The organism is Nitrosospira sp. NpAV (assembly GCF_000832065.1).
Classification (GTDB): domain Bacteria; phylum Pseudomonadota; class Gammaproteobacteria; order Burkholderiales; family Nitrosomonadaceae; genus Nitrosospira.
This window is the reverse complement of record NZ_JXQM01000001.1, coordinates 193,216-206,280: the sequence shown is the minus strand read 5'-3', so window position 1 is coordinate 206,280 and position 13,065 is coordinate 193,216. Positions and strand designations below refer to the sequence as shown.

Sequence of the window (13,065 nt, the reverse complement as noted above, 5' to 3'; positions counted from 1 at the left end):
TTCTCCGACACATCCATGCGCACCAACTACTGCGGCTTTATTGATGCCAAATATTTGAACCAGATGGTCACTCTCTACGGCTGGGTGCATCGTCGCCGCGATCATGGCGGCGTTATTTTTATTGATATGCGTGACCGCGAGGGTCTGGTGCAAGTGGTGTGTGATCCGGACAATGTAGCGGCTTTCCAGAATGCGGAAAAGATCCGCAATGAGTACGTGCTGAAAATTACCGGCACGGTACGGCATCGTCCCGCTGGTACGGTGAATCCCAATCTCGTCAGCGGTGAAGTAGAAGTGCTGGTGCAGTCCATCGAGATCCTCAACGCCTCGCTGACGCCGCCGTTCCTGATGGATGACGAAAACCTGAGCGAGGCCGTGCGTCTGGAACACCGCTATCTCGATCTGCGGCGTCCGCAGATGCAGGCGAACTTGCGTTTGCGCTACAAGGTGGCAATGGCGGTCCGTATATTTCTCGACCAGCACGGCTTTATCGATGTCGAAACGCCGATGCTGACGAAATCGACACCGGAGGGCGCGCGCGATTATCTGGTGCCCTCGCGCGTCAACTTCGGACATTTCTTTGCGTTGCCGCAGTCACCGCAACTGTTCAAGCAATTACTGATGGTCGCGGGGTTCGATCGTTATTATCAGATCACCAAATGTTTTCGTGACGAGGATTTGCGCGCGGATCGCCAGCCTGAATTCACCCAGATTGATATCGAGACTTCTTTTTTGAATGAAACCCAAATCATGGCGTTGATGGAGGAGATGATTTGTGGTTTGTTCAAAAGCGTAATGAATATCGATCTTCCCACCCCTTTTCCGCGCCTGACACACGCCGAAGCCATGTCCCGGTATGGCTCCGATAAACCCGATTTGCGCGTGCCGCTGGTTCTGACCGAGCTTACCGACGTAATGAAGGATGTCGAATTCAAGGTCTTTCGCGAGGCGGCACACAAACCGGGCGGGCGTGTGGCGGCGCTGCGGGTTCCGGCCGGTGGGGAATTATCACGCAAGGAGATAGACGACTACACCAGTTTTGTGGCGATATATGGTGCAAAAGGGCTGGCTTATATTAAAGTCAATGCGCTGGAAAAAGGCCATGAAGGCTTGCAATCGCCGATACTGAAATTCCTGCCGGAGGCAGTGGTGAAAGTTATCCTGGAGCGCACAGGGGCAAAAGATGGCGATATCATATTCTTTGGTGCGGACAAGGCCCATGTGGTGAATGAGGCACTGGGCGCGCTGCGGGCCAAGGCCGGACATGATCGGGGACTTGCGGAACCCGGATGGCAGCCCTTGTGGGTAGTCGATTTTCCCATGTTTGAGCATGATGACGAAGAGAATCGCTGGAAAGCCTTGCACCACCCCTTTACTTCGCCTGCCGATGGTCACGAAGATTTGCTCGAAACCGATCCTGGAAAAGCCTTATCCAAGGCGTACGACATGGTGCTGAATGGATCGGAAATTGGTGGCGGCTCGGTGCGTATTCATCGCCAGGAAGTGCAGTCAAAAGTATTTCGCGCCTTGAATATCGGGGCCGAAGAGGCGCATGAGAAATTCGGTTTTCTGCTGGAGGCGCTGCAATATGGTGCGCCGCCTCATGGTGGCATCGCATTCGGCCTGGACCGGGTCGTTACCATGATGGCGGGTGAAGAATCGATCCGTGATGTGATAGCCTTTCCCAAGACCCAGCGCGCGCAATGTTTGCTGACTCATGCGCCCAGTGGGGTAGATGAAAAGCAATTGCGGGAACTGCATATCAAGTTGCGGCACGTGGAGGCGCTAAAAGGCTAGGAGCCAAGGATGACGGGTTAATGCTTACGCTATGGAACCCCGATAGTAAGCGTTATTCGCCGGCGCACTCTTGAATCTCTGCTTCCGGGGTGAAAATGTATAAAATCCCGATTTCCGTTCTGGTAGTGATCCATACACCCGATATGCAAGTCCTCCTGCTGGAGCGGGCTGATCATCCAGGGTATTGGCAGTCGGTGACGGGTAGTCAGAATCCGGGTGAAACGCTCGTGCAAACGGCAGTGCGGGAAGTGGCGGAAGAAACAGGACTGGATGCAGCCCGCTACCGCCTAACCGGTTGCAACATTCAGAACGAATATGAGATTTATGAGGAGTGGCGCTGGCGCTACGCGCCGGAGGTGACGCGCAATACCGAACATGTTTTCGCTCTGCTTTTGCCGGGACCCGTACCTGTCACAGTGGCTGCACGAGAGCATTTGAACTTTATGTGGCTGCCCTGGCGAGAAGCGGCGGAAAAGACTTTTTCTCCCAGTAACGCCGAGGCGATACGAAAGCTGGCTGCGGATAGATGTGGCGGGAGAGGCTAGGATGGCAGAAAGGGAAAACAGGAATCCGGTAGAACCGATAGCCGGTATGCCGGTCTTATAGGGTTCGATATATTTTCCGATGAGCAAGGAATAAATGGGAGTAGCCATGCAAGCAGAAGCCATAGCATTTGAACGTTATGACACTTTGCAGGACGATGACTGCGAGCAACGCATCATTGAAGCCAAGGCCGCGCTGGGAAAGCGGTCGGTCATACTCGCGCACCATTATCAGCGCGCGGATGTTTACAAGCATGCCGATCTCACCGGTGACTCCCTGAAGCTTTCACGCCTTGCCGCCGCAACGGATGCGGACTATCTGGTATTTTGCGGCGTGCATTTCATGGCTGAGGTAGCCGACATTCTGTCGAAGCCGGAGCAGATTGCCATCCTGCCCGACCTGGCGGCCGGTTGTTCAATGGCCGACATGGCCAATCTTTCCAAGGTGGAACGGGCATGGCGCGAGCTGGCGGAAGTGCTTGAGCCTGACGAGGCCATCACCCCGGTAACGTACATCAATTCCGCCGCCGACCTGAAAGCCTTCTGTGGCGAGCATGGCGGTATCGTTTGTACTTCCAGCAACGCCGTGAAGATTTTGCAGTGGTCTTTTTCGCGGCGCGAGAAGGTGCTATTTTTTCCGGACCAGCATCTGGGGCGCTGGAGTGGTCACAAGATGGGGATTCCACTGGAAGAAATGCCGGTATGGGATTTTGATGAGCCGATGGGCGGGTTGACTCCCGAACAAATCAAGAAAGCCAAGATTTTGTTATGGAAGGGACATTGCTCCGTACACCAGATGTTCCAGCCGCAGCACATACTGCGTTTCCGCAACCAATACCCGGATGGAAAGGTGATTTCGCACCCGGAATGCAGTTTTGAGGTATGCAAGAATTCCGATTACGTCGGTTCCACCGAGTACATCATTAATACCATCCGCGAAGCGGAAAAAGGAACTCGCTGGCTGGTCGGTACGGAGTTGAATCTGGTTGGCCGCATTGCCGAGGAGTTCAAACCCGAAGGAAAGATAGTGCAGTTCATGGCGCCGACGATATGCATGTGCTCCACCATGGCCCGCATTGATCCGCAGCATCTGGCCTGGACGCTGGAAAATCTGGTGGCGGGAAAGGTGGTGAATCAGATCAAAGTGCCTCTGGCCGAGGCGACACTTGCAAAGCTTGCATTGGAACGGATGCTGGAGGCCTCATAGAAATGACGACACCATTTCTCCATGGTTGACCGGAAGCAGATGTGTTGTCGCGCGATAAGAATATCAAATTTCCGCGAAATCTCCCGAGCTAAAGCTCGCTGTTCATCATATGCCCAATAAGCTGCATATCGCCACCTATAATATTCATAAAGGTTTTTCGCATTTCAAGCGGCATATGATGGTGCATCAGCTGCGCGATAACTTGCGTGCTCTTGATGCCGATATCATCTTTCTGCAGGAAGTGGTCGGCCTGCATACCGGGCATGCGGCCCGTTTCGAGAATTGGCCGCGCGGCCCGCAGCATGAGTTTCTGGCGGATTCGGTCTGGTCTGATTTTGCCTATGGAAAGAATGCGGTATACGATGAGGGGCACCACGGCAATGCGATTCTGAGCCGTTATCCTATTTTGCATTGGGACAACATGGATGTTTCCGCGCATCGTTTCGAAAGCCGTGGTTTGCTTCATTGCGAAATGGGTATTCCCGGCTGGCCGGAGAATCTGCACTGCATCTGCGTCCACCTGGGACTGTTCAAACGCGGGCAATCAAAACAATTGCAGGCATTGGAACAGCACATTGAGGAGGTGGTGCCTCAGCAGGCGCCACTCGTTATCGCCGGGGATTTCAACGATTGGCGTGAAATGGCAAGCCGCATTCTGGTTAAACGGCTGCACCTGGCCGAAGTATTCGAATTGATGGGCGGGAGAGCCGCGCGCAGCTTTCCCGCCGCTTTGCCGTTGTTCCGCCTCGATCGCATCTACGTGCGCGGTTTCCACGTCCAAAACGCGCAGGTGCACCAGGGCCGTCCCTGGTCCAAAATTTCCGATCACGCCGTCCTGTCGGCACATATGATCCGAAGATGATGCCTGATAACCATGACGAGATCATTGCCGCTGCCGCTCTGCTAAAAGCCGGCGGCATCGTGGCCTTTCCCACAGAAACGGTTTATGGACTTGGGGCGGATGTCTCTAATTCTTCCGCTGTGCGGCGGGTATTCGAAATCAAGAAACGGCCTGCGGACCATCCGCTGATCGTTCATTTTGCCGATGCATCCCGATTGCACCATTGGGCGCGGGAGATACCGGAGCAGGCCAGCCAACTGGCTGAGCACTTCTGGCCCGGACCTTTGACGTTGATACTGCCGCGCAGCCGCCACGTGCCTGAAAATGTAACAGGGGGCCAGGACACGGTTGGACTCCGGGTGCCGGATCACCCCATTGCGCTTGCCCTGTTGAACGCGTTGGGACCGGAAGGAGCCCTTGCCGCACCTTCAGCCAACCGGTTTGGACGGTTGAGCCCCACCACGGCAGTTCATGTGCGCGAGGAATTTGGCGATGCTGTAGACTTGGTGCTGGATGGCGGGGCGTGCAGGGTTGGCCTGGAAAGCACCATTGTTGGTTTTAACGATCACACCGCCATCATCCTGCGGCCGGGCGGTATTCCGCTGGAAGCACTGGCGGAGGTGTTGGGCGGCAAAGTTATCGTGCCCGAGAAGACGCATCGCGCTGGGCGCGTGCCGGGTTCCCTTGCTTCTCACTACGCCCCGGCAACGCCAATGGAGCTCTTGCCGACCGAGTCTTTGTGGCGGCGTGCGCTCGAATTGGAGGCGCGAGGATTGCGCACGGTAATCATGACGTGGTCGGATCAGAACCCTGAACGATCGGGCACGAGAAATTTGACCCATTTCCCCATGCCCTTGGAACCCAAAGTCTACGGCAGCCGGTTGTATGCAACCTTGCGCCAGCTTGATCGCGAGTGCTTCGACCGCTTGTTGATCGAGACGCCTCCCGATGGCCCTGCCTGGATGGCAATTATGGATCGTTTGCAGCGTGCGAGCCGCCTTCCGGACCCTGCGATTAAAGTTAATGATTACACCTCGCCACAAGAGGATAGGAATATTACAAATGTCATATAAAGATAGAGATAACCCCGTTCGCGCGGTATTGTTTGACGTTGACGGCACGCTGGCAGATACTGAGCGGGATGGCCATCGGCTCGCTTTCAACGCCGCCTTTAAGGAACTCGGTCTTGACTGGGAATGGGATGTCGAACTCTATGGAGAGTTGCTGGCCATCACCGGCGGCAAAGAGCGTATTCGCCATTACATGGAGAAATATGTGCCTGCCGAACTGAACAGAGCTGAGCTGGATAACTGGATCGCCGGCTTGCACAAGGCCAAGACGAGGCACTATGTGGCTCTGCTTGAACGCGGGGAGACGCCATTGCGCCCGGGTGTTGCCCGTTTGATACGCCAGCTGCGCGAAGCCAAAATAAAAATTGCCATTGCCACCACTACTACGCCGGAAAACGTAACTTCCTTATTAAAATCCACTCTGGGAGAAGATTCTCCCGGCTGGTTTGACGTCATCGGTGCGGGTGATATCGTTCCGGGAAAAAAACCCGAACCGGATATTTATCATTGGGTATTGGAACAGCTGGGTTTGCCGGCGGAGCAATGCATCGCAGTGGAAGACTCGGAGAACGGACTGAGAGCATCGCTTGCCGCAGGGCTCGACACCGTCGTTACCGTCAACGAGTACACTCGCCCGCAGGATTTCACGGGTGCAGCGGTCGTGTTGTCGGATCTGGGCGAGCCAACGCGGCCATTTATAGTATTCGAAGGAGATACTGGTGGCGGCGGATGGGTGGATATCGAACTGCTGGCAAGACTGAAAGCTCAGCGTGGAATATTCACGGACTAAATAAACTCAAACAATTCATCAGTTTCAGGCCGAAATTGGAATTGTCATATGGAAAAGGTAGTATTGTCATTTACTTATAACTGACAAATCTCCGCCAAGAAAATATGCTGCATCCCCGCACCGCTATCTATTCCCGCCGGACCCTGTACTTCTTTGAAAGCGCCGGGCTGGTCGTTATCGCGCTGGCCACGATATATGCGGGCTACCAGGAAACCATGTTGATGATCAACAATGGCAGGGTTACCTTGGCGGATTTGTTGCTGATGTTTCTCTATCTGGAAATCCTGACCATGGTGGGTTTATATTTCGAGTCAGGCAAGCTGCCGGTACGATTTCCTCTTTATATCGCAATGGTGGCCATGGCGCGCTATGTGATTGTGGATATCAAGGAGATGGACAACATCCGATTATTGGGCGTATCCGCCTCGATAGTGCTTATCGCGGTGGCGGTGCTGGTTATTCGCTATGGGCATGTGCGTTATCCCTACCTTGAGGATCTGGAGGACTTGGCGGATGCTACCCCCAAAAAAAACAATCTGCGCGACTGATACCTGAAAGGCACTTAATGGAAAAACCCCTGGTTGGCGTCATCATGGGCAGCAATAGCGACTGGGAAGTGATGAAGCATGCGGCAAGTATATTAAAGGACTTTAATGTGCCTTATGAAGCCGAGGTGGTTTCCGCCCATCGCACACCGGACCGCATGTTCGAGTATGCAGAAACCGCGGCCGAGCGCGGGCTGAAATGCATTATTGCCGGCGCGGGCGGCGCGGCGCATCTTCCTGGTATGGTTGCCGCCAAAACTATTCTGCCGGTGTTGGGTGTGCCCATTCCATCCAAACAGCTTCTGGGAATGGATTCGCTTCTTTCCATCGTGCAAATGCCCAGAGGCATCCCCGTTGCCACCTTCGCTATAGGCGAGCCGGGCGCATTTAACGCGGGCCTGTTCGCGGCGGCACTGTTAGCGGTGGAAGACACGGGGCTCGCCACGCTGCTTGCGGACTTTCGCAAAACCCAGGCAGCGCGGGTTGCGGCCATGACCTTGCCCAAGTTATGAGCATCATGCCGGGCGCGATGCTGGGGCTCCTGGGTGGCGGCCAGCTCGGGCGTATGTTCATCATGGCGGCGCACAGCATGGGTTACCGCGTCACGGTATTGGATCCCGCCAAGGACAGCCCGTCGAGCAGCATCGCTGACCGGCATTTGCGTGCCGATTACCTCGACGCCGATACCTTGTATAAATTGGGATCGACCTGCGCGGGTGTCACCACGGAATTCGAAAACGTGCCGGCCGAATCCATCAGGACCCTGGCTGAACACGGTGTGGTAAGCCCCGCCGCAAGCAGCATCGCTGTCGCCCAGAATCGCATTCTGGAAAAGAAATTTATTGTGACCAATGGTTTTGAGGCCGCCCCGTATGCGGTGATTCAGAATTCGCACAATTCGAATGAAGCGTTGCCGCAAACGCACCCGGAATTGTTTCCCGGGCTACTCAAAGTAAGCCGCTTCGGTTATGACGGCAAGGGTCAAATACGGGTCAATAACGCGACGGAGCTTGACGCCGCATTTACCAGATTCGGCCGCGAACCATGTGTACTGGAACAATTGCTGCCATTGGAGAGCGAAGTGTCGGTAATCGTGGCACGCGGATTCGATGGCGAGGTGGTTACGTTTCCCGCATCCGAGAATCAGCATCGCAATGGCATCCTGGACGTCAGTATTGTTCCCGCCAGAATATCCCCGGAAATTATTCAGCGCGCGCGCGAGATTGCAGTCGACATAGCGGAGAAGCTTGATCATCGCGGCGTACTGTGCGTCGAGTTTTTTGTATTCGCCGATGGCTCGTGTCATAAATTGCTGGTCAATGAAATCGCGCCGCGCCCCCATAACAGCGGCCACTACACCATCGATGCTTGTGTCACTTCCCAATTCGAGCAACAGCTGCGAATCCTTTGCGGCATACCGCTTGGGAGTACCGCCATGCACGGTGCGGCGGTGATGGTAAATCTATTGGGCGATCTATGGCAACGAGGCGAGCCGAAATGGGAAAAAGTGCTGCGGCATCCCTCCGTCAAGCTCCACTTATACGGTAAGCTTGCCGCCCTGCCTGGGCGAAAAATGGGACACTATACCGTGCTTGCCGATACCACCGAAGCCGCGTTGCAGCTTGCGCTGGAAATCAAGCAGGCGCTGGTGTAGATCATCATGGCTGGCCAACCCGCACTGTTTGAAACCAGCATACAAAGCCTGCCTCTCCTGCATCGGGGCAAGGTACGCGACATTTATGCGGTGGGTGATGACAAGTTATTGATTGTCCAGACCGATCGGCTTTCAGCGTTCGACGTCATTTTGCCCACGCCGGTACCGGGCAAGGGCAGATTGCTCACGGCATTATCCAGTTTCTGGTTTGAGAAACTCGGTCACATTATTCCCAATCATTTGACCGGGATCGCCCCCGAATCGGTGGTAACAGAGATGGAACGCGAACAAGTAGCCGGTCGTGCATTTGTGGTCAAGCGGTTGAAATCGCTGCCGATAGAAGCCATCGTGCGCGGGTACGTCGTGGGTTCTGGATGGAAGGATTATCAGCGCACCGGCGCAATCTGCGGCATTGCGCTTCCCTCCCGCTTGCAGGAAGCTGCCAAGCTGCCGGGTGGGGCGATTTTCACCCCATCCACCAAGGCAGCGGCGGGTGCGCATGACGAAAATATTCCTTTTTCCGAAGTGGAGAAGCTATTGGGCCGGAACTTGGCGGTACAGGTGCGCGATAAGGCCATCGCCCTTTACACCGAAGCGGCGGATTATGCGATAACAAAAGGCATTATTATCGCGGATACCAAGTTTGAGTTCGGCCAGGATGACGCGGGCAGGCTTTATCTCATAGACGAGGCGCTGACTCCCGATTCATCCCGTTTCTGGCCGGCCGATCAGTATGCACCGGGAAAAAATCCGCCCAGTTATGACAAGCAATTTGTGCGCGACTGGCTGGAAACTCAGGACTGGAACAAAAAAGCGCCCGCTCCTGCACTGCCTCCGGATATTCTTGCCAGGACTACGGAGAAATATCAGGAAGCGCTTCGTCGGCTGAACGGTTAAACCCGCGGACTGCGTACAAACTTACTCAAACAACCCGATCAGCATCTTTGTTCCCAACAGATAAAGCAGCCCTACAAAAATCTTCTTAAGCGTGGCGGTTTGCACGATGTGAGTCGTTTTCGCACCCAACGGCGCGGTGAGCGTACTGGCCAAGACTATCCACCCCAATGCCGGCAAATAAACATATCCCAGGCTGTATTCGGGCAACGGCTGGGATTGCGCCATGCCATTGGCAATGTAGCCGATGGCTCCCGCCACCGCGATAGGAAAGCCCACGGCAGCGGCGGTACCAATGGCATGCTGCAACCTGACGTTGCAGTACGAAAGAAATGGTACCGTCAACAATCCCCCGCCGATTGCAACAAAGCTGGATACCGCGCCGATAATGCTCCCGGTCCCGAACATGCCCAGTCTGCCGGGAAGCGTGCGGCTGGGCTTGGGAGTCATTCTCAGCAGCATCTGGGTGGCAGCGTAATATATGAATACAACAAAAATAACACTCAGAAGCTGGCTGGAAAGCGTGCTGACCAGCGTTGCCCCCGCCACTGTGCCGACGATGATTCCTGGTGTAATAGTTCTTACGACTTGCCAGTTCACCGCGCCGTGAGCATGATGAGTGCGCAGGCTGGAAACGGAAGTGAATATGATCGCCGCCATGGTAGTGCCGAGGGCCAGGTGCAGGATGCGGTCAGGAGGAAAATGCTGGGCACTGAAAATGAACGTGAGCACCGGCACCATGATTAACCCGCCGCCGATACCCAGCAATCCGGCGAAGAAACCGACAACCGTGCCCAACAGCAAATATGCCGGCCACCACTCCACGTCAAATTTTGCTGTACGGTTTCAGTAGCTGGGAGCGGGTCATTACAAAATTCCCATAATGAATTTCCATTCTGCCGGATCTACCGGCGTAATGGACAGGCGGCTGCCTTTTTGCAGGATGCGCAGGCTGGCCAGCTCCGGGTAACCTCGTAACTCCTTGATGCCAACCAGGCGGGTCTTCTTGACAAACTGCACATCCACATTGAACCAGCGTGGATTCTCCGGCGTCGCTTTCGGATCGAAATATTTGCTGCCGGAATCGAATTGAGTGGCGTCTGGATACGCGCGCTTGCTGACCTCGGCAATCCCCACGATTCCAGGTTGCTCGCAGCTCGAATGATAGAAGAAAACCTGATCGCCGACACGCATCTGGTCGCGCATGAAGTTGCGTGCCTGATAATTGCGCACCCCATACCATGCGACAGTTTGCTTGGGCATCGATGCAAGGTCGTCGATGCTTACATCGGAAGGCTCCGATTTCATTAGCCAGTAACGCATAGTAGATTCACTCAGTTCCTATAATATTTTTAACTAATTGTCTAATCGAAAGATGTTTATACACATGGCCTTGATTGTTCCATACACACGTCCTATAAAATCCGGATCGTAATCCCACCCAGATTCCCATCCAAATATCTATGGCTAACCCGTCTCAGGAACAAATATGGGGAAACTTGCAGCAGTGACATGTGAGACAGCCAAACCAGATCCAGAGCGCGAGCGCCTGCTGGGATGGCGATGGCTTGTCTCTTCGAGTACGACCACACGGCACAAAAACATGGACAATAGAATATGAGTTTCAGGGAAGTCGCACAAAATATACTATTGGCGGTTATTCATGGGGCGGCGCACCTGGGGAAAGCATATCAGAATGGCTGCGGCACGGCCAACTATCTCTAACCCAAGCCCATTCGATCGCTGGAACGTGGAGGTCCGCGAGAAGGGCTGGGCGCGACCCCGCGGCTGAATGGGCAGCCCTGCTATTGAAAGAGATCGATCTAGCGGCGGCAAAGCTCGCGGTGGCGGAAGCCGAGGCTGCGTCGCCAACCGTGAAGGAAGCTGCGGTATGGTTTATGGCGAAGATCATGGAGGGGAAGAAAAGCGCAGCTGCGGTTCGCTACCGCCTCGACCGGCTAATAACACTTATCGGCGATAAGAAAATAAGCCACGTAACGCGGCAAGATATTATCGCGGGGGGTTAATGCTGGTGTACTTCATGTCACAAGCGGTTGGATCTATAGCTATTCAAGGGAAGAATTGCTTCAGCACCGTCTTAATATCGGCATGAATAAGCTCCACAGGTGTTGGCCAGGATTTGATTATTTCCCAAGATCAACTATAAAGAACTAATCTCAGTGAAAAAAAACTCACAAAAAATTTCAGGGGAATAAATATGAAAAAAGTTATTTTGGCATCTATATTGTTGCTGGTTATGAGTGCTTGCTCCACACCGATATTGAGGACAACGAAATTTCCGAATTCAATCTTTACGCCACCCTCAGATTCAGTGTCCTACCCAAAATCATCTACCGCTCCCGCCCGAATTGGTGTCCCATATTATTTACCCCAGGCTCTCATTCCTATAACCATCACTCTAGCTACAAACAAACCACCTGCAGATACTCCCGAAACCAAAAACTCAAAAATAATTAAAGATAAAAAAACGCCAGAGCTCGCAGATGCCGAAACCCCGGCTGTAAAGCCGGGCACACCCATGAGTCCGACCCCTGTTTCCCAAAAAATTGGCCAGTACGAAGTAACAATTGGAGCACCATTGCTAATTCCCGATACCAGTCGGCCACCCTTTTTTCTGGAATACAACCCGGAGAGTGCTACGGAGGATGACATAAAAATTGGAGTTGGAGCTAATCAATTGCTACAAACTATAGAAGCTACATCAATAGATAAGTCAGGAGAAGCAATCATAAAACTTGCCGAAATCGGAATTCGGTTGGCAGAAATAATGGCTCTTGATGGCTCTCAATGCCCAGAACTTGAGCCTGTAAAAATATTTACTTACCTCGACCCCTCGTCGGTCAAAAATGAAGCATCCCCGTTTTCCATCGACGACTTAAACGATTTGCTGACACTTAACCGTGTGCCCATGAAATTTTCGGTAACTCCTGTCTCTGTAACCGTGCCGAAGAGAGCAGGTGTCTTACAAAGAAAAATAGATGATCTGAAGAAATGGAAAGCCGAGTCAGAAAAGAATTTAAAGAACGCAAAAAACAACGAAGAAAGATCGACATATAATAAGTATCGAGATACGGCAAACGTTGCAATAGGCACGATGGAAAAAGAACTGAAGGAGCAACAAAATAAAGCAACGGATGCTGAAACAAGCAATTCAGCGACTAATGAGTTAGAAGAAGTTAGCAAAGACCGAACCACAGGCCTACTCTTTCGAACTTCGGTGCCCTATGTGTTAGAACTGTCCTTTGGGCCAGAAATAAATATGAGCGTACAAGACCATCCTTGGTGTGTGGACCCTCAAACGCATCAAATGATGGTGATGGCTCCAAACAAAGGAAGAGTTTACGCAGTGGACGTCAACCGTGGAGCATTAATTACTAAGAAGACTAATCTGACAATCGTCGATGGAATGCTGACTAAAATTGATGTAACCAAGCCCAGCTCTCTGATCGGAGTGATCAACATTCCGTTGGATATACTGAAATTAGTACTTAGCGTACCCGGCGAACTTTTAACGCTTCGTGTCAAACGAATTCGGGATGAACGTGATATGACTCAGGCCCAGGCTGAACAACTAACCTATGAACTTCAAAAATATAATAATAATAAACTTCTCCAAGATACTGTAAAACCAGCGGCTATACCGGTAAAGTAATCTCAAGCTATTCAATTCTCACTTTCAACAGTTATAGAAGCATCTTGAATAT

Annotated in this window: 14 protein-coding genes and 1 pseudogene; 13 read left to right on the top strand and 2 right to left on the bottom strand. The window is 53.0% G+C overall.

From position 1 onward, the window contains the following. Positions 1–15: 15 nt before the first annotated feature. The 10 genes from aspS (at position 16) to SQ11_RS00800 (ending at position 9,343) form a co-directional block, all read left to right on the top strand. Positions 16–1,797, top strand: coding sequence for an aspartate--tRNA ligase (gene aspS, locus SQ11_RS00845; RefSeq protein WP_041512233.1), 1,782 nt, complete (start codon positions 16–18; stop codon positions 1,795–1,797). Between the two features lie 95 nt (positions 1,798–1,892). Next, a complete protein-coding gene (gene nudB / locus SQ11_RS00840) occupies positions 1,893–2,342 on the top strand; it encodes a dihydroneopterin triphosphate diphosphatase (protein ID WP_041512232.1) in 450 nt (149 codons plus the stop codon). A 106-nt stretch (positions 2,343–2,448) separates the two neighbouring features. After that, the gene (nadA, locus tag SQ11_RS00835; protein ID WP_041512231.1) at positions 2,449–3,546 is read left to right on the top strand and encodes a quinolinate synthase NadA; all 1,098 of its coding nucleotides are present in this window, start codon (positions 2,449–2,451) and stop codon (positions 3,544–3,546) included. Positions 3,547–3,655: 109 nt separating this feature from the next. Further along, entirely contained in the window at positions 3,656–4,408 is a 753-nt protein-coding gene (locus SQ11_RS00830) for an endonuclease/exonuclease/phosphatase family protein (RefSeq protein ID WP_041512230.1), read from the top strand. Next, on the top strand, positions 4,405–5,460 hold the full coding sequence (locus tag SQ11_RS00825) for an L-threonylcarbamoyladenylate synthase (protein WP_052493900.1): 1,056 nt from the start codon (positions 4,405–4,407) through the stop codon (positions 5,458–5,460). The genes SQ11_RS00830 and SQ11_RS00825 overlap by 4 nt, the downstream gene beginning before the upstream one ends. Continuing rightward, positions 5,450–6,247 carry an HAD family hydrolase gene (locus SQ11_RS00820; protein WP_041512229.1) on the top strand — a complete coding sequence of 266 codons (798 nt, stop codon included), beginning with the start codon at positions 5,450–5,452 and terminating at the stop codon, positions 6,245–6,247. Before SQ11_RS00825 ends, SQ11_RS00820 begins: the two co-directional genes overlap by 11 nt. Positions 6,248–6,351: 104 nt before the next feature. Beyond that, positions 6,352–6,795 carry a phosphate-starvation-inducible protein PsiE gene (locus tag SQ11_RS00815; protein ID WP_041512228.1) on the top strand — a complete coding sequence of 148 codons (444 nt, stop codon included), beginning with the start codon at positions 6,352–6,354 and terminating at the stop codon, positions 6,793–6,795. Between the two features lie 17 nt (positions 6,796–6,812). Continuing rightward, positions 6,813–7,304: a 5-(carboxyamino)imidazole ribonucleotide mutase gene (gene purE, locus SQ11_RS00810; protein WP_041512227.1), complete on the top strand. Its 492-nt coding sequence runs from the start codon at positions 6,813–6,815 to the stop codon at positions 7,302–7,304. Beyond that, positions 7,301–8,446 (top strand): 5-(carboxyamino)imidazole ribonucleotide synthase, encoded by a 1,146-nt coding sequence (locus SQ11_RS00805; RefSeq protein ID WP_041512226.1) that lies wholly within the window; start codon positions 7,301–7,303, stop codon positions 8,444–8,446. Before purE ends, SQ11_RS00805 begins: the two co-directional genes overlap by 4 nt. Positions 8,447–8,452: 6 nt before the next feature. Next, a complete protein-coding gene (locus SQ11_RS00800; RefSeq protein ID WP_041512225.1) occupies positions 8,453–9,343 on the top strand; it encodes a phosphoribosylaminoimidazolesuccinocarboxamide synthase in 891 nt (296 codons plus the stop codon). Positions 9,344–9,364: 21 nt separating this feature from the next. On the opposite strand, the gene SQ11_RS00795 is transcribed toward SQ11_RS00800, so the two are convergent. Together SQ11_RS00795 and SQ11_RS00790 are read right to left on the bottom strand one after the other, a co-directional pair. Beyond that, positions 9,365–10,165: a sulfite exporter TauE/SafE family protein gene (locus SQ11_RS00795; protein ID WP_041512224.1), complete on the bottom strand. Its 801-nt coding sequence runs from the start codon at positions 10,163–10,165 to the stop codon at positions 9,365–9,367. Positions 10,166–10,207: 42 nt separating this feature from the next. Continuing rightward, positions 10,208–10,663: an EVE domain-containing protein gene (locus SQ11_RS00790; protein ID WP_041512223.1), complete on the bottom strand. Its 456-nt coding sequence runs from the start codon at positions 10,661–10,663 to the stop codon at positions 10,208–10,210. A gap of 191 nt (positions 10,664–10,854) precedes the next feature. Between SQ11_RS00790 and SQ11_RS18180 the strand changes: the two are divergent. The 3 genes and pseudogenes from SQ11_RS18180 to SQ11_RS00780 form a co-directional block, all read left to right on the top strand. Continuing rightward, positions 10,855–11,124: pseudogene (locus SQ11_RS18180) on the top strand (Arm DNA-binding domain-containing protein); the annotation flags it as partial. A 24-nt stretch (positions 11,125–11,148) separates the two neighbouring features. Beyond that, positions 11,149–11,367 (top strand): hypothetical protein, encoded by a 219-nt coding sequence (locus SQ11_RS17750; protein ID WP_232297841.1) that lies wholly within the window; start codon positions 11,149–11,151, stop codon positions 11,365–11,367. Between the two features lie 191 nt (positions 11,368–11,558). Further along, positions 11,559–13,013 (top strand): hypothetical protein, encoded by a 1,455-nt coding sequence (locus SQ11_RS00780; protein ID WP_041512221.1) that lies wholly within the window; start codon positions 11,559–11,561, stop codon positions 13,011–13,013. Positions 13,014–13,065: the final 52 nt, after the last annotated feature.